Genomic DNA, 20,055 nt, shown 5'->3' on the forward strand with positions numbered 1-20,055 from the left:
AGGCTCGTTGTCTGGTATCGGACAGGGTAATGCCGATATCCTAACACCAAAGAGCCACACACCGAATTCACCACCGGAACCGTTCATGACCGATCATCCACTCCGCCTGCTGCTGGATTTCGATGCCTGCGCCCAGAGAGACAAAGGCCAGGCGCCGGCATTTCTGCACCGGCGGGATCGCAAGTTTGCACTGACCTGTGAACAGCAAGGCGTTGAACCCACAGCGAAACGCTGGCTGGCCCATATAAATCATCTGAGCGGCCCGGGCGCAGGCACACCTGCCTCGGCGGACACCCTGCGTTTCTGGCGCCGAATCAACAGCGGCTTTATGGTGGCAGGCTCCGTGTTCGGTTTACTCACCATGCTTGGGTTGCTGTTCTATGATGGCGGCCAGCGCATCAATATCACGGTTATTCTGGCGTTCGTGGCCTTCCAGTTGTTACTGGCGTTGCTGACCACGGTTCAGTCCCTGGCGGGTTGGCAACCATGGCGGGCGCTGCTCCGGCGCCTTCGCAACAATCCGGAATCTGGCGTCGCGTTAAAACTGCAACCGGTGCTCATGGCACGGGCCGCACACCTTGGCGGACTGTGTTTTGCGCTCACCGGCCTGGCAACCCTCCTGGTTATGGTGGTGCTGCAGGATCTTGCCTTTGGCTGGAGCACCACCCTGGAAACCGATGCCAGCCGCTATCACAGCCTGATTGCCGCAGTCGCAACGCCCTGGGCCTGGCTCTGGCCGGCTGCCGCACCAGATCTGGCGCTTGTAGAAGCCACCCGGTTTTTCCGTGCCGGCGCAGGCGAGGGCAGCATGAACCCGGCACGCTGGGGCCAGTGGTGGCCTTTCATCGCCATGCTCTGGAGCACCTGGGCGCTGCTGCCCAGGGTGGTTCTTGCCTTGCTGGCGGGCATACTGATCCGGCACAAAGCCCGGCAACTGCTGGCCAGCCACCCGGGCATGCGTGCCTTGATGTACCGGATGGAAACACCAGCCCTGGATACCGGCAACGAACACAGCGACGCCTCCGACCTGCCAGAAACGGAAACACAACTCCAGCTGCAGCCACTGCCGGAATCCCGCATCCTGCTGTGCTGGGCCGGTGCCGGCGAGCCTGAACTGCCGGATACCCTCAGCGCTGGCAAGACACTGATTGCCAGCGCCGGCGGCAGGATGTCTCTGGCCCGGGACCGGCAGACACTGGAGCAGGTAGCCGCAGAGCTGGAGCAGCAGCCTTGGCGCTCCGTTCTTCTGGTTACCCGCAGCTGGGAACCACCCACCGGGGAACTGGAGGACTTTCTTGCCAACGCAAAAGAACTCTGGCCGAAAGGCGCGCAAATTGCCCTGGTGCCGCTGGCAATCCGCCTCGACCACGAGCCCGATGCGCATCAGGTTCAGCAGTGGCTGAGATTTGCCAAACGTATCGGGCCGGAATTTGTGAGCGTCAGCCTGCTGCCGGCTCATAGAGCCCTGCCCGATATCGACGGGGGAGTTATGGCATGAGCACCGCACCCACCTTTGCCGTTGTCGGCCACCCGAACAAGGGCAAATCCAGCGTGGTGGCAACCCTGTCCCAGAACGATGCCATTGCCATTGCACTTGAGCCGGGCACCACACGCAAGCGCCAGGCCTACCCACTGAGCGTGGATGGCAAAATCCTCTACACACTGGTAGACACCCCGGGCTTCCAGCGCCCGCGCCGGGTGCTGGAATGGCTCGAAGCCCACAGTGTGTCGGCATCCGACCATGCCGAAACGGTTCGCGCCTTCGTGCTGCAACACCAGGGCGACGGTCGCTTTACTGACGAGTGTGAACTGCTGGCACCGCTGATTGAAGGTGCCGGAATCATCTATGTGGTGGACGGCTCCGTTCCCTACAGCAGCGAGCACGAGGCGGAAATGACCATTCTGCGCTGGACAGGACAACCCAGCCTGGCGCTGATCAACAGTATCGGGCCTGACGATTACAGTGCCACCTGGCAGGCCGCGCTGGGCCAGTTCTTTCAGGTTGTGCGCAAGTTCGATGCGGTTCGCGCCCCTTTTGAGCAACATCTCAGCCTTTTGCGTGCCTTTGGCCAGCTGGAACCGGACTGGGAGAAGCCGCTGGACGAGGCAACCCATTATTTGTCGGCCCAGCGTGAGCAACGCCGCCACCAGGCAGCGGGAATCATTGCCACGGCATTGCAAGACATGATGTCGTTTCAGGAAAAGCGCACCCTGACCCTGGACCAGGCCGCAGGCACCAGCGACAGCACCCTTGCAGATCAGCTCCGGCAACGCTGGTACCAGCACCAGCGCCAGCGGGAACAGACCTTACGGGTGGAAATCGAGCATCTGTACCAGCATAAACAGATCCGGCGACAGGAAGCCGAGCTGGAATGGCACAGCGATCATGACCTGTTCTCGGAAGACAGCCGCAAACACTGGGCCGTTAGCCGGCGTTATCTGGCCACCGCCGGTTTCGGGGCCGGTGCCGTTGGTGGTGCAGGGCTGGACGCCCTGACGCTGGGGTCATCCCTGGGTACCGGCGCGCTGGTGGGTGGGCTGATTGGTGCCGCCGGCAGTTATTTTTACGGCGGCAAGTTTGCCCTGCCCATGCTGAAAATCGGCTTGCTTCAGGACGGCCTGAAGACCGCCACTTTCGGCCCTGTGCAAGACAGCCAGTTCGGGTACGTGGTGCTGGGCCGGGCCGTGGACCACTGGTGGCACATCAGCCACCGCAACCACGCCGGCAGGGACCTGCTGGACCTGGAGCCTGCCGATCATCACTGGCTGGAAGGCCTCGACAAGAAAAGCCGCCAGGTTATCCAGAAAACTCTCGACAAATGCCGCAAACAGCAGCCTCTGGACGACAGTCAGCAGTATAAATTCCATGCTGCCATAGAGCAGTGCATGGCAGTTTACGACGACTGGCGGTTGAACCGGACCTGAGATGAGTGTTTATACTGTATGGCTATTCCATCACAAAAATGAGGAATGCTCATGAAAATTGTACGAGTTCAGGACATCATCGGTACCGAGCGTGAAGTCAGTGCCCAGCAGTGGACCAGTCGCCGCCTGCTGCTAAAAAAAGACGGCATGGGGTTCTCTTTTCACGAAACCATCATTCCCGCCGGCTCCGAGCACACCTTCTGGTACAAGCATCATCTGGAAGCCGTTTACTGCGTTGCAGGCAATGGCTCTATAACCGACATTGCAACGGGTGAAACCCACGAAATCACCGACGGCACTCTGTATGCGCTCGACAAGCACGACAAGCACATCCTGCGCGGCGGTACCGAAGATATGCGCCTGATCTGCGCGTTCAATCCACCCGTTACCGGGCTGGAAGTACACGACGAAGACGGCGCCTACCTGCCGGATACCAGCGAAGACTGACCGTTATTGCCGGCAACTGAACACTCCGTGCCATCCGCAGCAACAACCACACCGTCATCGACAGCAAGCCTGCTGCCGGTGGCGGTGTTGCTCTGGCTGGCGGGGGTCTACCTGCGCATCCCGATACTGGTTGCGCCGCCGCTGGCGCCGTTTATCGGCGACGAACTGGCACTCTCCCAGGCCCTCACCGGCGCCCTGACCACCCTGCCGATCCTGATGCTGGCCATAGGCGCCATGCCCGGCTCCCTGTCCATCTCCCGCATAGGCCCGCGCAATACCCTGGCACTGGCCATGCTCATCATGGTCATCGGCTCCGCAGGGCGCGGCCTGGCACCCGAGACCGTCACCCTGATGCTCACCAGCGCGGTTATGGGCCTCGGCATCGCCATGATGCAGCCTGCGTTACCGGCACTGCTGCCGCGCTGGCTGGAGTCCAAGCATCTGGCCTTCGGCTCGGCCATCTACATGAACGGCATGCTGATGGGCGAATTCATAGGCGCCGGTATCACCCTGCCAGTGATCATGCCGCTACTGGATAACAGCTGGCGCGCAACCATGCTGGCCTGGTCACTACCCGCACTTTTGGTCGCCGCAGCCCTGTTCCTGCCCAAACGGGACCTGGCGAGGCCTACTCGCAAAGTCGCCTGGCTACCCGACTGGAAAAACCCGCTCACGCTTAAATTGGGATTACTACTTGGCGTATCCGGCTCCCTGTTTTTCGGCGTAAACGCCTACCTGGCGGCGCTGCTGGAGCAAAGAGGTGAATTCGACAACCTCACCGAAGCCCTGTTCTGGTACAACTTCGCCCAGGTGGTGGCCTCGCTGCTGATGCTGAAAATGGCCCGTTACTGGGTAGGCAAAAAAGCGCCACTGATCATCATGCTGATACTCAGCCTGCTGGGAACAATCGGGTTGCTGGTGTTTACAGGATGGTGGGCAATCGCCAGCGCCACGTTCATGAGCTTCACCGCTGGCATACTGCTAATCATGATGGTGGCGTTACCACCACTGCTGGTACCTGCCAGCGAAACCGGCAGACTATCCGCTGGCAACTTTCTGGTGGGCTACACCATGGCCTTCACAGTGCCCATGCTGGGCGGTTTACTCTCAGACTGGACCGGCGACATAAAACACGCCATTGCCGTAATGATTGCCTACGGAATCCTGGTTTCTCCATTAGCAATCAAACTAAACCTGCAACGGCAATAAAGCGCCCCCACCAATGGCCGAAGGCCGGGGAGCGGGGTGTTTTTTCTGCCGGGAAAAAGATGTCTGAGCGAAGCGAGTTGTTTTTCCCAGAAGAAAAGACACCCCGCTTCGCGGCCCACCCCAACGAAGCAGGCCCTCAGACTTTAGATGTAGTAATCCTTTAGCGGAGGGAATCCGTTAAATTCCACTGCGCTGTAGGTTGTTGTGTAGGCACCAGTGGACAGCCAGTACATACGGTCACCGATAGCCAGATTCAGTGGCAACGGGTATTTGTGGTGCTCGTACATGATGTCGGCACTGTCGCATGTTGGCCCGGCAATCACACAGTCTTCGCCTTCGCCCTTCTTTTCTGTCCAGATGGGGAATTTGATCGCTTCATCCAGCGTTTCAATCAAGCCATTGAACTTGCCCACATCCGTAAACACCCAACGGTGTAAAGCAGTACGGGATTTACGGGCGATCAGAACTACCTCACTCACCAGAACACCGGCGTTGGAAATCAACGAACGGCCCGGTTCGATAATAATTTCCGGCAGATCGTCGCCAAAGTCTTCCTTCAGGAAACGGGTGATTTCTGAAGCGTAGACACCCAGCTCGTTAGTACGGTTGATGTAATTCGCCGGAAAACCACCGCCCATGTTGATCATTTTCAGTTCGATGCCGTCTTCTTCTTTCAGGCGCTCGAAAATGACCTTCACCTTGTTCAGGGCCGAGTCCCAGGCGCCGATTTCGCGCTGTTGGGAACCGACGTGGAAGGACACGCCGTAGGGCACCAGACCAAGGTCACGGGCCAGAATCAATAGATCCATGGCCATGTCGCTCTCGCAGCCAAACTTGCGGGAAAGCGGCCAGTCAGCCGTTTGCGTGCCATCGGTCAGAATACGCACATATATTTTTGCACCCGGAGCCGCCTTGGCAATAACACGCAAATCCGCCTCGGAGTCCGTGGCGAACATGCGAACACCCTTCTCATAAAAGGTGCGGATATCCCGCGCCTTTTTTATGGTGTTGCCGTAGCTGATCCGGTCGCCGGTCACCCCAAGCGCCATCACCTTTTCCAGCTCATACACCGACGCAATATCAAAGTTCGCCCCTTTGTCCCGCAGCATGGCCAGAATCTGCGGAGCCGGGTTGGCCTTTACCGCGTAATAGACACTGGCGTAGGGGAAACCTTCCACCAGCTCGTCGTACTGCCGATCAATCGTGGCGGTATCAATCACCACAAACGGCGTTTCCTTAGTATCGGCGAAAGCCTTGATCCGGCTGAAGGTCTCATCGGTGTAGTAATCGGCGATGTTAGCGTTGGCTGACTCGGTCATAGACGGTGTTTTTCTCCGGGGTAATAAAGCCATGTCAAATAACGGGCGTCGAGGGCAAACCAACCCCCGACAGGAATCGCGATAATCAGGCTTTTCCTGCCCTGCATATATCAGCAGATCTACCCATAATTTGAACAATGGCCTCCCTTTCCAATGGCGGACAGGCCGCTGGCGGTCACCGGCTGGCTAAATGATCCTTACCCGCTGTTTGAACGTACCTACTATGAACTTGTTGTGAACTTTGATGTGTTCGGCAGTTCTGGGAGATTCTCCACGACATTACCGCCTGGCAGCGGGAGCACCAGCCCCTGCAAGCAGGTGTCTTTGATATCAACCGTTACAAGAATCTTTAGTGATTGAGCGCCGGGCTCAGACCGCCACCGGGCGGGAAGGCTCGGGGGTGTGTGAGCCACCGGGATCCCGGGGCTCGCTTTGCTGTTGCAGGTATTCCAGGATGGCATCCTTCAGGTCACTGCCCTGGCCAAGTCCCTGATTGCCGAACAGGCGATTGAATTCCAGCACAAACGGATAACCTTCCACCAGGGCAATATCGAAACCGGCGTGATCCACTTCCAACTCCCGGGCAAGCCGCAGGGCAAGATCCGTCATCACCGCCGGCACCGGGCTGTTATCAATCTTGCCGCCTCTGGACACATTGTTATAAAAACCCTGATCTGCCTGTGTGCGCCAGTAGGCGGTGACAACCTTGTCGCCCACCACCACTATGCGCGCGTCGCGATCCAGCGGCAGGTATTCCTGAACGTAGAGAACCTCAGTGCGGTCGCAGTATTTGTGCCAGTCGTCCCGGTTTTCAATCAGCCACACACCTTCACCCATGCTCGCTTTAGGCAGTTTCGCCACAAACGGCAGCGCCATCACACTCCAGATGTGCTCGCGCTCCTCGATGCCATTGGCTTCGATGATGGTCCAGGGGATATGTTCCGGTGCAACCGCCTCAAACGCCCGGGTCATTTCCACCTTGTCGTGGCCAATGCGGTAACTGGCAACACTGGGGAAAACCCGGCATTTCAAACCATGCACCAGCGCATTGAGCTGCCAGTATTCCGGGAACAGCACCCAGTCTGCCTGGCGCAGTAATTCCTTATGCTGCAGATAATGCTCCGGCTTCAGTACGGTCGTGTCCGGGAAGCCAAGGGTGCGGAAAACGTTGAACGATACAAGATTCATGGGCGGGGTCGCGCAGCTTAAAACTGGGCAATTTTTAAGCAGTTTTAGCCTTAGCGCAAGTGTTTTTTGTGGACCAAATTGACGGAGATCATGGTTTCCGACAACATAACTGATAATAATTCGCATTACATTATGCATTAACTTCCACGGAGCCTTACCATGACAATCGTTCGCAACCTTACCGCTGTTGCTGCCTCCCTGCTGTTCGCTGTGCCTGCTTTCGCCAGCGAAGGCGATCATTTCAAAGGCAAGCCGGCAAACACGCTGGAGCAAGCCGTTGCCAATTTCTCGGAGTACAACAACAGACTGGAGGATATGCTGGCCGGTGAACTGGGCCTGGAAGCCATGAACGAAGTGCACCAGCTCACCTACACGCTGGAAAACGCCCTGAAGAAGCTGGACGATGAAATTGACGAACTTGAGGACACCCTCGAGAAAGTCCATAAGGCATCCGAGCACGCTGATCCGGACACCGTGCGCTCTGCCGGCAAGCAGTACCTCAGCGACAGCCGCAAAATAGTTCGGTAACGACTGCACAAACACACGTCTCGCAATCTCTGCTAACCTCTGTTCAGGCTGTTCCGGTACGGCCTGTTCAGAGGTGGTTTATGGACCCACAGGCACAGAAAATCCTTCAGCAGGTGCGAGATGATCACCAATCAGGCGCAGCACAGCTTGCCGTCCAGACTTTGGCGTCGCTGTGCCAGTGGCTCGATGCAAAAGAGGTTGGAGCGGGCGAGCTCAATGATGTCCTGACGGGTCTGCACGCTGCACGGCCCAGCATGGTGCCCTTGGGCAACGCCATTTCCCGTTGCCGGCAGGGGCTTGAGGCCAGCACCGACACAACACCTGTAAGCGCCCATGCCCGCCCGGTGATTCGCCAGGTGCTTCAGCAACTACAGAGCGCCCAGACACAGACCGCAAAACATGCCACAGAACTGGTTTCGCCGGGTGCTGTTCTCATGACACACAGCAACAGTTCCCAGGTATTTTCCCTGTTCCGGCGGCTCAGCGAACAACGTCAGTCATTTTCGGTAATCTGTACCCAAAGCAGCCCGGGAAACGAGGGCTTTGCACTGGCCCGCCAACTGGATGATCTGGGTATCGGGGTTACCCTGATTACGGATGCCCAGCTGGGGCTGTTCATGGCCCAGGCAGACATGGTGGTGTGTGGCTGCGACACGTGGCTCAGCGACGGGGCCTTCGTCAATAAAAGCGGTACCTATCTGATGGCTCTGGCGGCCCGGGCTCAGGCAAAGCCCTGCTGGGTGCTGGCGGACACATTCAAGGACAGTTCAGCCACCAGCCAAACCGTTGTACTTGAAGAAATGCCCCGGAGTGAGCTTGGGGCACCCGCAGGGCAACACATCACCGTCCGCAACGTCTACTTTGAAACCATTCCCACACATCTGCTTTCGGGCCGGGTCAGCGAAGCGGGCGTTTTTTCGTTCCCTGCCGGGCCTCTGCGGTAAACGGATCCTCAGGCCAGGGGTGTTTGGGGTAACGGCCACGGTTATCTTTACGCACTTGCGGGTATACGTTAGACCAGAAACTTGCCAGATCTGCCGTGACCGCCAGCGGCCTTCGGGCTGGCGAAAGCAGATGGATCAGCACCGGTAACCGGCCGCCAGCCACCACCGGCGTGTTGGTCCATCCAAATAACGCCTGTAACTTGGCCGCCAGCACCGGGCCGTTCTCGGCTGTGTAATCCAGGGTTACGGAGCTGCCGGTGGGAATGGTCAGAGCAACAGGGGCAAGTTCCGCTAACTGCTTCTGTTGCGGATAATCCAGCAGGCTGTTCAGGGCATTCTGCAGGTTCAGCCTGGCAAGATCAGACCAGCGCTCTATGCCGCCCAGAAAGGGCGCCAGCCAATCTTCCAGAGACGCCGCCAAGGCTTGCTCACTGACATCCGGCCACTGGCCGGGATAGTGTCTGGCCAGCAACGCGACCCTTGCCTGCCACTGCCGGGTAGCGGGGGTCCATGGCAGGCTGTCCAGCCCTTTACGCCTGATCGCAGCCAGAATACCCTGCTGAATCAGCTCCGGTGAGGGTTTTGCCAGCGGTTTCCCGGCAAGGAGCAACGCCCCCAAACGGCGGGTTTTTCGAGCCACGACCGTCCCGCGTTTATCATCCCATTCCGCCTCGTCCTGCTCGCTTATATGGGCCGCCAGATCGGTTTCCAGAGTCGGCAGATCCACCGGCGCTGCCAGATAGATCCTTGCTTCTCTTGCCTTGCCGTCCAGGTCGGCTGCCACCAGCCATTCGTGCCGTGCCAGACCGTCGTCGTCCCGCAACAGGGCGCCTTTGCCATTACTGAGCTGGTAGCGCGGTATGGTGCCGGGGCGTCTCTTACCAACTCGATCGGGGTAAGCGAGTGCCAACAAACGCCCGACTTCTGAGGCCGTTGGCGTAGTTTCCTGTTCGCTTTTTCCATGAGCGTCGGATGCTGACAAGCGCTTTGCCTGTTTCCGTAATGCCTGAAGCCGTTGCGGATCCGCGCGTTGGGCGCCACGCTCACCATAGAGTACGCGAACCCGCTCATGCATATCAGCACCGGCACCGGGCCCCAGCAAATCCCGGTCTTCCAGCAATGCCGCCAGTTCAGCCGCCAGCCGGCCCAAGCCAAGCGATCGCCCCACAATGACCATGTGCGCCAGCCGCGGGTGAATGCCCAGTGCCCGGACCGATTTTCCGTGTTCGGTAATGGCGCCATCATCGTCCAGCATATCCAGCCACTGCAGCAGCTCCACGGCCTGTTGCCAGTGAGCCGGGGGCGGCGGGTCGATCCATACCAGGTTATCCGGCGTTCGGGCACCCCACTGGGCCAGTTCAAGCACCAGTGGCGCCAGATCGGCTTCGCGAATCTCCGGAGGCGTAAACTCCGCCAGCCCATAGTGCTCCGACTCGCTCCACAACCGGTAACACACGCCCGGTTCCACCCGGCCTGCGCGGCCTTTGCGTTGCTCTGCGGAGGCCTTGGATACCCGGCCGGTAACCAGCCGTGTCATGCCGCTGTTGGGGTCAAACACGGCACGGCGCTGCTGGCCGCTATCCACCACTACGCGCACACCCTCAATAGTGAGGCTGGTTTCAGCAATGGCGGTGGCCAGTACCACTTTGCGGGTGCCCGCTGTGGCCGGTGCAATGGCCTGATCCTGTGCTGCGGCTTTGAGGTTGCCAAACAGGGGGGCAATGACAACATTCGGGGCCACATGCCCGGCCAGGGCCTGAGCCACCCGCTGAATCTCTCGGGCTCCCGGGAGAAACACCAGCACTGAACCCGGCTGCTGTTCCAGGGCTTCGGTAACCACAGCCACCACCTGATCCACCAGCCGTGGATTGCGTTGTCTGACTGGCGCCGGGCGATAGCATACCTCCACGGGAAAGGCTCGCCCTTCGCTATTCAGAACGGGCACATCTCCGAGCAGCCGGGCAATGGGTGCGGTATCCAGCGTGGCAGACATCACCAGTACCCGCAGATCTTCCCGCAGTGCCTCCTGTGTTTCCCGCACCAGGGCCAGCCCGAGATCGGCCTGAAGGGACCTTTCATGAAATTCATCAAAGAGGACGGCGGCGTAGTCTTCCAGCATGGGATCACTCTGGATCAGCCGGGTGAGAATGCCTTCGGTGACTACTTCTATGCGTGTGGTAGCAGAAATTCTGGTATCCAGTCGCGTGCGGTAACCCACGGTTTGCCCGGGCTTTTCACCCAGTTGCGAGGCCATAAACCTGGCCGCCGAGCGGGCCGCCAGCCGCCTTGGTTCAAGCATCAGGATTTTTTTGCCCTGCAGCCAGGGGGCATCCAGCAGCGCCAGGGGCACCCTTGTGGTCTTGCCGGCGCCCGGGGGTGCCTGCAGCAGGACCGTGCTGGCTTGCTCCAGAGCTTGTTTCAACTCTGGGAGGATATGGTCTATTGGGAGCACGTTTTTTGCTTTGGCCTTGGTTCGCAATCAATGTGCCAGGGATCAATCACTTGAGTGAAACCGCAAAGCGCCACCACGGCGGCGCAGAGCAGCAGGCCTGTGGCGCCGGGCACGATTACAGCAGCCAGTACGCCGGTAAGCGGGATCAGAAAATTAAGCTTCAGTACGGGCATTCTCACGATTGGCTTTTGCCCACTGGTAAATGCGCTCGAAGGCCTCTGCCAGTTGCTCTGGATTGTGCGGCGGCTGTATCAGTGCAGCCAACTGGCCGTCGGGGTTTACAAGGGCAAAATGGCCGCTGTGGTCCACCAGTAACTCACCGTCCACTTCCCGATGAACGAACACGGCACTGAGGCTCTTGGCCAACTCCCGCAGGGTTTCCAGGTCGCCGGTCAGGCCGTGGAAGTTTTCGCCGAAGAAGGCGGTATAGTCCTTGAGCTTACCAGGGGTGTCATGTTCGGGGTCGGCGGTGATCAGCAGGTAATCCGGTTGTGGCAGTTCTTTCGATAACAACTTGTCCGTACGCCGCAGATTAGCCATGGCCGCCGGGCAGATATCCGGGCAGTTGGTGTAGCCGACAAACGCAAACGTCCATCGGCCCCGCAGGCTTTCCCGGGTGACTGTTTCGCCGTTTTCGTTGGTAAGCGTGAATTCTGCCAGTGGCCGTGGCTGGTCATAAACATAGGTATTCATTTCAGCCAGATCCGGAGCCGGCATTGGCTCCCCGCTGCCCACCAGAAATACCTGTCGGCCTACCACCAGTCCAAACACCAGCACGACCAGCAGCAGAAGTACGAACAACGTCACCCGAACTGAACGATTCATCATTGCTCCTATCAGAAAACTCTGCGGTATCGCAGCGCCAGCAGGAGGGGGTGCCTTTTTTGCAGGGAAAAAGATGTCTGAGCGCAGCGAGTTGTTTTTCCCGGAAGAAAAGGCACCCCCTCCTGCTGGCGCGTCTGCACCGAGTCAGAAAAACACGTAATGATCCACAAGGAGTACCACAAACAGCGCCATCAGGTAAGTGATGGAGTATTTGAAGGTGTTGAGTGCCACTCGGCGGTCGTCGCCTTTCAGCAAGCGTATTGCGTACTGGAGAAAGCGCAGGCCCAAAGCCAGAGCACCAGCCAGGTATATCCAGCCGGACATGCCTGTGACAAAAGGTAGCAGGCTGACCGCCAGCAATATGAGGGTGTACAGCACAATGTGCAGTTCGGTGTATTTGTTGCCGTGGGTCACGGGCAGCATGGGGATGCCGGCTTTAGCGTATTCTTCTTTGCGATGAATGGCCAGCGCCCAGAAGTGCGGCGGGGTCCAGGCGAAGATGATCAGTACCAGTAACAGCGCATGGCCTTCTACCTGGCCGGTTACGGCTGTCCAGCCCAACAGGGGCGGCATGGCACCGGCGAGGCCGCCGATGGTGATATTCTGGGGCGTTGCCCGCTTCAGGAACAGCGTGTAAACACCAGCATAGCCCACCAGGGAAGCCAGCGTTAACCAGGCAGTGAGGTGGTTCACCTGCCACATGAGCACCACCATGCCAACGCTGGCCAGCAGTGTGGCAAAAGTAATCGCTTCTGCCGGTGTAATCTTGCCGGTAGCCACCGGGCGCTTGCGGGTGCGGGCCATCACAGTGTCGATCTTCTGATCCACCACATGATTGACGACGGCGGCGGCTCCTGCAAGGAAGGCGATGCCCAGATTGCCCCAGATCAGCACACCCGGGCCGGGAAGCCCGGTGGTGGCCAGTAGCATGCCAATAACGGATGTCAGAATCATCAGGGCGACGACCCTGGGCTTGGTCAACTCCAGGTAGTCGCGCCAGGATATTGCGCGTGCGGAATGGCGGGAAACTCGCTGGGCCGGCAGTACATCCACTCGCTCTCTCATGCCGTAACCTCCTGATGTACTGTTGTTGTGTGTGTTGCTTTTACACTCTTTGCCTGCGGCAGCAGGTGGTGCTGCCAGATCAGGTAAATCACCGACAGCAGCAGCCCGGCGCCCATGGCGTTGTGGGCGACTGCAACCGGCAGCGGAATATGGAACAGAATGTTGGCAAGCCCCAGGGTGATCTGCGCTGCCAGCGCCGCAGCAACCAGCCGGACTGGCCCGCGCAGCGCCGGGCTACGGCGCCGGAGTAGTGGCAGCAAAACGCAAAAATAGGCCAGCACAACCAAAGCGCCCACCCGGTGGGTAACGTGTATGGCTACCCGCCCATCCGCCGTGAGTTGCCCACCCAGATAATTCGGGCCAACGTGTTGTGTGATATCAAAACCATGCCGGAAATCCATGCCCTCGGGCCACCACTGACCCTGACAGGTCGGCAGGTCTGTACAGGCTACGGCGGCGTAATTGGCCGCAGTCCAGGCGCCCAGCGCGATCTGCATGACAATGAGCAACAGACCAGCGTACAGCCAGGGGCTGAGGTTCGTGACGGCAAGCGACCCGCCCGGTTTTGCTGATGCCTTCGGCAATCGGGTTGCCGGGTTGTTGCGCTCGCCTGCAAACTTCCGGAGCCGGAGCATCAGCACAGTCAGCAGGCTGAGCGTTGTAAAACCTCCGAGCAGATGCAGGGCAACCACCTGGGGCCAGAGTTTCAGGGTGACTGTCCACATGCCGAAAGCCCCCTGCAGCAGAATAAAGCCGGCAATAAACAGGGGCAACTTCACGGGTACACCGCTCCGGCGCTGTCTCACGGCACTGGCTGCCAGGCCAAACACCACCAGCCCCAGCGTTCCGGCGGCGTAGCGATGAATCATTTCAGGCCAGCCTTTGGCAACGTCTACCGGCGTATCCGGGAACCGGGCATTGGCGATGGCAATGTGCGTCTCACTCTGGGGCACGGTGATGAAGCCGTAACATCCCGGCCAGTCCGGGCAGCCGAGGCCTGCGTCCACTAACCGTGTCCAGGCACCCAGCATGATCACCACAGCGGCGAGCAGCACAGCAAATGTCGCCCAGTTAACCATGGCTCTGACGTTTGGCTGCTTCTCGGTGGACGCATAATTCAAGGTAATTCCTCCGGGCTGGACTCAGCCCACCTGGGACAGTTTGAGCAGGTGTTTCAGATCCTCAAGCATGTCCTTGCCGGAATTCTCCGGGCCGTAGTGCATCATAACGTTGCCAAACGGATCAATCAGCATGATGCGCGGCTCCTGTTCCGGATTGACTCCCGCAGGCCATGCCGGAGTTGCACCAGGCGCGGGAACCAGGCGCTCCATCAAACGGTATTCCGTAGGCCAGCGTGCCGCAAGGTCGCCGGAAATGCCGCCCAGCACGGCGGCTCTGGACACACGGTTGGCATTTTTCCCCAGCGCTATGTTGGCCTGCCGGGCCAGGTAGAGCAGCTCTTCACAGCGGCTGTCACACTCGCCGGCTGCAACCAGCAGCAACCATTGCGGGTCTGTCTTGCCAGCAGTAAAACGACTGGCCAGAGGCTCACCCGAGAGGGTTTCAAGCTTAAGGGCAGCCACGGGTACCGGTGGCTGGATCAGCGTGCCCTGATTCGTGTGCCCTGCAGGGTTCAGCCAGCCTGTATAGAACATTATGGTGGCAAGAATCATTGGCCCGAAGCCCAGAGCGAACAGCAAAAAGGCCGTACGCCGGCCTCTGCGAACCTGTTCCGGCGTGGGGTGGTCTGCATCGTCCTGTTGAGGTATCCGGTTAGCCATTGTCATTGTCATTATTGGCTCCTGTCTTTCGGTAACTCGCTATTACACTCAATATAGTCAGCACCACGGCAAGCGCAAACCATTGTGTCGCATAACCGTAATGCGTCTGCGGCCCCATAAGGTCCGGCTCCCAGTCAGCACGGTAGGCGCCTGGCTGCCCGCTGCCCTGAAGCCGGATAATCGCACCAGGCAATTGTGCAATTTCCTTCCTGGCAATTTCTGCGGGCAACGTCTGTACCCGCCGGGGCCAGCCTTCTGCCGGCACGGAATCTTCCGACAGCACCGGCGGCTCCGGAAAAGGGCTTAGCCGCCCGGCCAGGCTGAATACACCATCGGGAGGAGATACATCCGGTAACTGATCCCGGGTTCTCGGGGCTGCCACCCAGCCCCGGTTTACCAGAACCGGCGGGCCCTCAAGCGGATAGAATACAGTCAGTACTTCGTAACCGGCAACGCCGTCGCGGGTCCGGTTATCCAACAGCCAGCTCCGGTCGCCAAACAGCCCCGTTACCGTTACCGGCCTGCCGCTTTCAAGCCCGCTGGCCACCTGTTCCGGCCAGGCCAGATCCCGTGCCTCCTGTTGCCATTGCTCAAGCAGAACCTGTTTCTCTGCCGCCCGGTTCAACTGCCAGATACCCAGGCCCACCAGCAATGGCAAAAATGCACCCGCAAAAATCAGTAGTCGCCAATCTGCCTTCCATTTGCGCGGGCTTTTCTGTGCCTCAGTCATGGTCTGCTATAGTGAACCTGGCAGCAACCGGAACAAAACCCAGAGATGTCTCTATGCTCAAAGCACTGATCATTTTTCTCATGCTTACCGTTGTAGCCAGTCTGTTCAGCGGCCTGTTTTTTCTCATCAAAGACGGCGGCAGAACCAAACGGGTGGTGAACTCCCTCACAGTGCGGGTGTTGTTGAGCGTGCTTCTGCTGGCGGTTATCCTCCTGTCCCTCTGGCAAGGGAGCCTTACGCTACATCCGACTCCCTGAGGTTTTTTGATTGCTGCGTCAAATAACATACACGAACACAAACAGGCCCAGCCAGACCACATCCACAAAATGCCAATACCAGGAGGTGGCCTCGAAACCAAAATGGTTGTCCGCCGTGAAATGCCCTTTTTGTATGCGTATCAGCATGATAATCAGCATCAAAGTACCCAGCATCACGTGGAAGCCGTGAAAGCCCGTGAGCATGAAGAAGGTAGTACCGTAAATGCCGGACTGAAGCGTCAGGTTCAGCTCCGTATAGGCGTGGATATACTCTTCTGCCTGCAGAAACAGGAACGCCAGCGCCAGCACGATGGTAGCCGCCAGCCAGATTTTCAGCTTTTTCCGATTATCGGCTTTCAGGGCGTGATGAGCCACGGTGACGGTAAACGATGAGGTAACCAGCAGGATGGTATTCACCAGAGGCAGGCCCCAGGCTCCGATCACCGATTCGGGCGGCGGGAAGGCTTCCGGATCCGGGTTGTTAATCAAGGGCCAGGTGGCCTGAAAACCTTCCCAGAGCATGTTGGAGCTGCCACGATCGCCCTCACCCCCGAGCCAGGGAACGGCAAACACCCGGGCGTAGAACAGGGCACCAAAAAACGCTGCAAAGAACATGACTTCCGAGAAAATAAACCAGCTCATACCCCAGCGGAAGGAGCGGTCCATCTGCGGGCTGTACAGGCCGGAGCGACTTTCCCGGATAACGCTGCCAAACCAGCCGAACAGCATGTAAATCATCACCAGAATGCCGGCCCAGAATATCATCCAGGCACTGCCGGTACTCTCTCCCTGGTTGCTGCTGACCATGATTGATGCGGCCCCATAGAGGGTGACGCCAAGGCCCACCGTGGCAACTATAGGCCACTTGCTCTGTTCTGGAACGTAATAGGTCTGATAGTCCGCCATAGCAATCTCCGATGGCTTATCCGTTATCGTTTGTTGTTGTGCTGGCTGCCGCTGCCTGGGGCTCGCCCTGATCGTAAAGCGTGTAGGACAGGGTCAGTTTGGTGATGTGGCTGGGTATCTCCTGATCCACAATAAACACCAGGGGCATTTCCGTATTCTCCCCCGCTGCCAATGGCTGTTGGTTAAAACAGAAGCACTCGGTTTTATGGAAATACAAAGTGCCCTCCGATGGTGACAGGCTCGGAACCGCTTGCCCCACCATATCCCGGCTGGTGGGATTTTCAGCGTAGAAATTCACTGTGGTGGCCTCACCCGGGTGTACCTCGACGCTCCGGGACACGGGGCGGAATATCCAGGGCATGCCCGGCCCGTTCTGGGCCAGGAACTGCACCTTGATGGTTCGGTTCATATCTGCCACCGAACGCTCTGTGGACTCATAACGGCCACCGGTTTTGCCATTGATGCCGGTGATGTCGCAGAACACGTCGTACAGGGGCACCAGTGCAAACCCGAAGGCAAACATGCCCACCACACCCGACAGGCACCAACCTATAACCTTCGCGTTGCTGCGACGGGGGGCGGATTCACGTGCCTGTTGATCAGCCATTTTTACGGCCTCCTATTTCACTTCGGGTGGCGTCGTGAACGTGTGGTAAGGCGCCGGCGACGGGATCTCCCACTCCAGCCCTTCCGCACCTTCCCAGGGCTTGGCCGGCGCTTTTTCGCCGCCTCTTGCACACTTCACAACAATCAGAAGGAACAGCAACTGGGTAGTGCCGAACATGAAGGCCCCGATACTGGACACCATGTTGAAATCGGCAAATTGCAGTGCGTAATCCGGAATCCGGCGCGGCATGCCTGCAAGTCCCAGGAAGTGCATGGGGAAGAAGGCCAGATTCATGCCAATAAACGACAGCCAGAAATGGGTTTTGGCCAGGGTTTCATCGTACATGTGGCCGGTCCACTTGGGCAGCCAGAAATAAGCCGAGGCGAAGATCCCGAATATGGCACCGGGCACCAGTACGTAGTGGAAGTGGGCAACCACAAAATAGGTGTCATGGTACTGGAAGTCTGCCGGTGCAATCGCCAGCATCAGGCCCGAAAAACCGCCGATGGTGAACAGAATCACAAAGGCAATAGCGAACAACATGGGTGTCTCAAAGGTGAGCGAGCCCCGGAACATGGTGGCGACCCAGTTGAACACCTTAACCCCGGTCGGTATGGCAATCAGCATGGTGGCGTACATGAAAAACAGCTGGCCTGCCACCGGCACACCTACCGTAAACATATGGTGCGCCCACACCAGGAACGACAGCAAAGCAATGGCGCCCGTCGCATACACCATGGAGGAATAACCAAACAGCCGTTTACGTGAAAATGTCGGGATAATCTGGGAGATCGCTCCAAATGCAGGGAGGATCATTATATAAACCTCAGGATGCCCGAAAAACCAGAACACATGCTGGAACAGCACCGGGTCGCCACCACCAGCCGCGTTAAAGAAGCTGGTGCCGAAGTTGATGTCCATCAGCATCATGGTGACCACGCCCGCGAGCACCGGCATAACGGCAATTAACAGGAATGCAGTGATCAGCCAGGTCCAGACAAACATGGGCATTTTCATCAAAGTCATACCCGGCGCCCGCATGTTCAGCACCGTGGCTATGACGTTGATGGCACCCATGATCGACGACACACCCATAATGTGGATGGCGAAAATAAAGAAGGTGGTGCTCGGCGGCCCGTAGGTGGTGGACAGTGGCGCGTAGAAGGTCCAGCCGAAGTTGGGCGCGCCCCCCTGCATGAACAATGTGGAGACCAGAATCAGGAAGGCACAGGGCAGCAGCCAGAAGCTCCAGTTGTTCATTCTTGGCAGTGCCATGTCCGGCGCGCCGATCATCAACGGTATCATCCAGTTTGCCAGCCCCACAAACGCGGGCATAACCGCACCGAAGACCATGATCAGGCCATGCATGGTGGTCATCTGGTTGAAAAATTCCGGCTGCACAATCTGCAGCCCGGGCTGGAACAGCTCAGCCCGGATAACCATCGCCATGGTCCCTCCCAAAAGGAACATGGTGAAGCTGAATATCAGGTACATGGTCCCGATATCCTTGTGGTTGGTGGTCAGCAACCAGCGACTGATGCCGCTGGCCGGGCCGTGATGATGATCCTGTGCGTGGGTATCTGCAACCGCACTCATGAAAACCCCCGTTACCGCCAATTTTTGTGGCTGGTGATATCTGTTATCTGGCGTTGATTACTGTTGGTTCTTGTAATCGAAGATTTCTTTTGGCGTGACCATGTCACCCACCTTGTTACCCCAGGCATTCCGCTCATAGGTAATGATGGCCGCGAGATCTGCCTCGTTCAGCTGGCCACCAAAGGCCTGCATTGCCGTTCCGGACTTACCGTTCACCACAATATCAATGTGGGCGGCTATGTCTCCGGTAGCAATGGCGCTGCCTTTAAGGGCCGGGAATGCCGGTGGAGCGCCGCTGCCATCGGCCTGGTGGCAGGCTGCACAGTTGGTAGCGTAGGCTTTTTCGCCACGCTCCATCAGCTCTTCCATGCTCCAGTCTTTCTGGGTCAGCTCACGCTCTTTCTCGGCTGCGGCTTTCTTTTCGGCAACCCAGGTGTTGTATTCCTCTTCCGGCACCGCCTTTACCACAACCGGCATAAACCCGTGGTTCTTTCCACACAGCTCGGTACACTGGCCACGGTAGGTGCCTGGCTTGTCTACGCGGGTCCAGGCTTCGTTGATGAAGCCTGGGATGGCGTCTTTCTTGAAGCCGAAATCCGGCACCCACCAGGAGTGAATAACGTCGTTTGCCGTCAGCAGGAAGCGAATCTTCTTGCCGACCGGAATCACCATTGGGTTGTCCACTTCCAGCAGATAGTTTTCGCCCTTGGTCTGGCGGTTGCCGATCTGGTCTGCAGGTGTTGTGAGGTTGGAGAAATAGCCGAAATCCTCATTGATATACTCGTACTGCCACTTCCACTGGTAACCGGTTACCTTGATATCTATGTCTGACTCGGTGGTGTCGTACATATCAATCAGGGTCGCCGTGGCGGGAATCGCCATGATGACGAGAATGACGAGGGGAATCAGCGTCCAGAGCACTTCAACCAGTGTATTCTCATGAAAGTTGGCTGGTTTGGCGCCCTGTGACTTGCGGTGGGCAAAGATTGACCAGAACATGATTCCGAAAACCACGACACCAATCGCGACGCAGATCCAGAAAATGGTCATGTGAAGGTTGAATATATCGTTACTGGTACCGGTCACCCCCGGGGTCATGTTTACCGTCCAGTCCGCCATGGACAGAGCGGGGAACAACAAACCGCCTGAAAGGGCACCTACCCGCTTAGCGTGCACGCGCATGCTGTGTCTCCACAGAGTGTTATTCTTGTCGGATTTTGCATAATCCCTCTGGGCTTAACCGGTGCTCGCATTCACCGGAAAATGCCAGAGTGAA

20 protein-coding genes and 1 pseudogene are annotated in these 20,055 nt (G+C 58.2%); 9 read left to right on the forward strand and 12 right to left on the reverse strand.

The window, feature by feature from the left end; genetic code table 11:
* The first annotated feature begins 85 nt into the window (after positions 1-85).
* Genes CDH48_RS04520 through CDH48_RS04535 form a run of 4 tightly spaced genes read left to right on the forward strand, consistent with a single transcriptional unit; the run spans position 86 to position 4,581 of the window.
* Positions 86-1,498, forward strand: a complete 1,413-nt coding sequence (locus tag CDH48_RS04520; protein WP_100687530.1) for a DUF2868 domain-containing protein — start codon at positions 86-88, stop codon at positions 1,496-1,498.
* A complete protein-coding gene (locus CDH48_RS04525) occupies positions 1,495-2,925 on the forward strand; it encodes a GTPase/DUF3482 domain-containing protein (protein ID WP_100687531.1) in 1,431 nt (476 codons plus the stop codon). The genes CDH48_RS04520 and CDH48_RS04525 overlap by 4 nt, the downstream gene beginning before the upstream one ends.
* Positions 2,926-2,976: 51 nt before the next feature.
* Positions 2,977-3,372, forward strand: coding sequence for an ectoine synthase (locus CDH48_RS04530; RefSeq protein WP_100687532.1), 396 nt, complete (start codon positions 2,977-2,979; stop codon positions 3,370-3,372).
* Between the two features lie 27 nt (positions 3,373-3,399).
* The gene (locus tag CDH48_RS04535) at positions 3,400-4,581 is read left to right on the forward strand and encodes an MFS transporter (protein ID WP_188437663.1); all 1,182 of its coding nucleotides are present in this window, start codon (positions 3,400-3,402) and stop codon (positions 4,579-4,581) included.
* A gap of 143 nt (positions 4,582-4,724) precedes the next feature.
* Here the strand turns inward: CDH48_RS04535 and CDH48_RS04540 are convergent, their stop codons facing one another.
* A complete protein-coding gene (locus CDH48_RS04540) occupies positions 4,725-5,900 on the reverse strand; it encodes a type III PLP-dependent enzyme (RefSeq protein WP_100687534.1) in 1,176 nt (391 codons plus the stop codon).
* Positions 5,901-6,077: 177 nt separating this feature from the next.
* Here CDH48_RS04540 and CDH48_RS19695 point away from each other — a divergent pair.
* Positions 6,078-6,158 (forward strand): annotated as a pseudogene (locus CDH48_RS19695) (fatty acid cis/trans isomerase); the annotation flags it as partial.
* A 20-nt stretch (positions 6,159-6,178) separates the two neighbouring features.
* Complete coding sequence (locus CDH48_RS19355) at positions 6,179-6,253, forward strand: hypothetical protein (protein ID WP_406564986.1); 75 nt, start codon at positions 6,179-6,181, stop codon at positions 6,251-6,253.
* 16 nt (positions 6,254-6,269) lie between these two features.
* Here CDH48_RS19355 and CDH48_RS04545 read toward each other — a convergent pair whose 3' ends face one another.
* Positions 6,270-7,088: an ATP-grasp domain-containing protein gene (locus tag CDH48_RS04545; protein ID WP_100687535.1), complete on the reverse strand. Its 819-nt coding sequence runs from the start codon at positions 7,086-7,088 to the stop codon at positions 6,270-6,272.
* A 159-nt stretch (positions 7,089-7,247) separates the two neighbouring features.
* On the opposite strand from CDH48_RS04545, the gene CDH48_RS04550 reads away from it, so the two are divergent.
* Both CDH48_RS04550 and CDH48_RS04555 read left to right on the forward strand, forming a co-directional pair.
* A complete protein-coding gene (locus CDH48_RS04550; RefSeq protein ID WP_188437661.1) occupies positions 7,248-7,616 on the forward strand; it encodes a DUF6746 family protein in 369 nt (122 codons plus the stop codon).
* An 80-nt stretch (positions 7,617-7,696) separates the two neighbouring features.
* On the forward strand, positions 7,697-8,560 hold the full coding sequence (locus CDH48_RS04555) for a translation initiation factor eIF-2B (RefSeq protein WP_100687536.1): 864 nt from the start codon (positions 7,697-7,699) through the stop codon (positions 8,558-8,560).
* On the opposite strand, the gene hrpB is transcribed toward CDH48_RS04555, so the two are convergent.
* From hrpB to CDH48_RS04590, 6 genes are all read right to left on the reverse strand, one after another.
* Positions 8,514-11,012: an ATP-dependent helicase HrpB gene (gene hrpB, locus CDH48_RS04560; RefSeq protein WP_100687537.1), complete on the reverse strand. Its 2,499-nt coding sequence runs from the start codon at positions 11,010-11,012 to the stop codon at positions 8,514-8,516. The two genes, CDH48_RS04555 and hrpB, sit on opposite strands and share 47 nt — an antisense overlap.
* A 153-nt stretch (positions 11,013-11,165) precedes the next feature.
* On the reverse strand, positions 11,166-11,837 hold the full coding sequence (locus CDH48_RS04570) for an SCO family protein (protein ID WP_100687538.1): 672 nt from the start codon (positions 11,835-11,837) through the stop codon (positions 11,166-11,168).
* 144 nt (positions 11,838-11,981) lie between these two features.
* Positions 11,982-12,902 carry a heme o synthase gene (cyoE, locus tag CDH48_RS04575; RefSeq protein ID WP_100687539.1) on the reverse strand — a complete coding sequence of 307 codons (921 nt, stop codon included), beginning with the start codon at positions 12,900-12,902 and terminating at the stop codon, positions 11,982-11,984.
* The gene (locus tag CDH48_RS04580; RefSeq protein ID WP_100687669.1) at positions 12,899-13,981 is read right to left on the reverse strand and encodes a COX15/CtaA family protein; all 1,083 of its coding nucleotides are present in this window, start codon (positions 13,979-13,981) and stop codon (positions 12,899-12,901) included. The genes cyoE and CDH48_RS04580 overlap by 4 nt, the downstream gene beginning before the upstream one ends.
* A 63-nt stretch (positions 13,982-14,044) precedes the next feature.
* The gene (locus tag CDH48_RS04585; protein WP_227520941.1) at positions 14,045-14,695 is read right to left on the reverse strand and encodes a hypothetical protein; all 651 of its coding nucleotides are present in this window, start codon (positions 14,693-14,695) and stop codon (positions 14,045-14,047) included.
* Positions 14,676-15,413 (reverse strand): SURF1 family protein, encoded by a 738-nt coding sequence (locus CDH48_RS04590; RefSeq protein ID WP_100687540.1) that lies wholly within the window; start codon positions 15,411-15,413, stop codon positions 14,676-14,678. Before CDH48_RS04590 ends, CDH48_RS04585 begins: the two co-directional genes overlap by 20 nt.
* A gap of 53 nt (positions 15,414-15,466) precedes the next feature.
* Here CDH48_RS04590 and CDH48_RS04595 point away from each other — a divergent pair, with 53 nt between their 5' ends.
* Positions 15,467-15,670, forward strand: a complete 204-nt coding sequence (locus CDH48_RS04595; protein ID WP_100687541.1) for a twin transmembrane helix small protein — start codon at positions 15,467-15,469, stop codon at positions 15,668-15,670.
* A gap of 18 nt (positions 15,671-15,688) precedes the next feature.
* On the opposite strand, the gene CDH48_RS04600 is transcribed toward CDH48_RS04595, so the two are convergent.
* The 4 genes from CDH48_RS04600 to coxB are packed head-to-tail and all read right to left on the reverse strand — an operon-like array spanning position 15,689 to position 19,961.
* On the reverse strand, positions 15,689-16,576 hold the full coding sequence (locus CDH48_RS04600; RefSeq protein WP_100687542.1) for a cytochrome c oxidase subunit 3: 888 nt from the start codon (positions 16,574-16,576) through the stop codon (positions 15,689-15,691).
* Positions 16,577-16,592: 16 nt separating this feature from the next.
* Positions 16,593-17,183 carry a cytochrome c oxidase assembly protein gene (locus CDH48_RS04605; RefSeq protein ID WP_100687543.1) on the reverse strand — a complete coding sequence of 197 codons (591 nt, stop codon included), beginning with the start codon at positions 17,181-17,183 and terminating at the stop codon, positions 16,593-16,595.
* 12 nt (positions 17,184-17,195) lie between these two features.
* Positions 17,196-18,779 carry a cytochrome c oxidase subunit I gene (ctaD, locus tag CDH48_RS04610; protein ID WP_100687544.1) on the reverse strand — a complete coding sequence of 528 codons (1,584 nt, stop codon included), beginning with the start codon at positions 18,777-18,779 and terminating at the stop codon, positions 17,196-17,198.
* Between the two features lie 57 nt (positions 18,780-18,836).
* Positions 18,837-19,961 carry a cytochrome c oxidase subunit II gene (coxB, locus tag CDH48_RS04615; RefSeq protein ID WP_100687545.1) on the reverse strand — a complete coding sequence of 375 codons (1,125 nt, stop codon included), beginning with the start codon at positions 19,959-19,961 and terminating at the stop codon, positions 18,837-18,839.
* Between the last annotated feature and the right edge of the window lie 94 nt (positions 19,962-20,055).

Source organism: Marinobacter aromaticivorans, assembly GCF_002806975.1.
Taxonomy (GTDB): domain Bacteria; phylum Pseudomonadota; class Gammaproteobacteria; order Pseudomonadales; family Oleiphilaceae; genus Marinobacter; species Marinobacter aromaticivorans.

Coding starts and splice junctions, on each gene's coding strand:
- CDH48_RS04520 (WP_100687530.1), top strand. CDS start 86: ATGACCGATCATCCACTCCGCCTGCTGCTGGATTTCGATGCCTGCGCC.
- CDH48_RS04525 (WP_100687531.1), top strand. CDS start 1,495: ATGAGCACCGCACCCACCTTTGCCGTTGTCGGCCACCCGAACAAGGGC.
- CDH48_RS04530 (WP_100687532.1), top strand. CDS start 2,977: ATGAAAATTGTACGAGTTCAGGACATCATCGGTACCGAGCGTGAAGTC.
- CDH48_RS04540 (WP_100687534.1), bottom strand. CDS start 5,900: ATGACCGAGTCAGCCAACGCTAACATCGCCGATTACTACACCGATGAG.
- CDH48_RS04545 (WP_100687535.1), bottom strand. CDS start 7,088: ATGAATCTTGTATCGTTCAACGTTTTCCGCACCCTTGGCTTCCCGGAC.
- CDH48_RS04550 (WP_188437661.1), top strand. CDS start 7,248: ATGACAATCGTTCGCAACCTTACCGCTGTTGCTGCCTCCCTGCTGTTC.
- CDH48_RS04555 (WP_100687536.1), top strand. CDS start 7,697: ATGGACCCACAGGCACAGAAAATCCTTCAGCAGGTGCGAGATGATCAC.
- CDH48_RS04570 (WP_100687538.1), bottom strand. CDS start 11,837: ATGAATCGTTCAGTTCGGGTGACGTTGTTCGTACTTCTGCTGCTGGTC.
- cyoE (WP_100687539.1), bottom strand. CDS start 12,902: ATGAGAGAGCGAGTGGATGTACTGCCGGCCCAGCGAGTTTCCCGCCAT.
- CDH48_RS04580 (WP_100687669.1), bottom strand. CDS start 13,981: ATGGTTAACTGGGCGACATTTGCTGTGCTGCTCGCCGCTGTGGTGATC.
- CDH48_RS04585 (WP_227520941.1), bottom strand. CDS start 14,695: ATGACAATGACAATGGCTAACCGGATACCTCAACAGGACGATGCAGAC.
- CDH48_RS04590 (WP_100687540.1), bottom strand. CDS start 15,413: ATGACTGAGGCACAGAAAAGCCCGCGCAAATGGAAGGCAGATTGGCGA.
- CDH48_RS04595 (WP_100687541.1), top strand. CDS start 15,467: ATGCTCAAAGCACTGATCATTTTTCTCATGCTTACCGTTGTAGCCAGT.
- CDH48_RS04600 (WP_100687542.1), bottom strand. CDS start 16,576: ATGGCGGACTATCAGACCTATTACGTTCCAGAACAGAGCAAGTGGCCT.
- CDH48_RS04605 (WP_100687543.1), bottom strand. CDS start 17,183: ATGGCTGATCAACAGGCACGTGAATCCGCCCCCCGTCGCAGCAACGCG.
- ctaD (WP_100687544.1), bottom strand. CDS start 18,779: ATGAGTGCGGTTGCAGATACCCACGCACAGGATCATCATCACGGCCCG.
- coxB (WP_100687545.1), bottom strand. CDS start 19,961: ATGCGCGTGCACGCTAAGCGGGTAGGTGCCCTTTCAGGCGGTTTGTTG.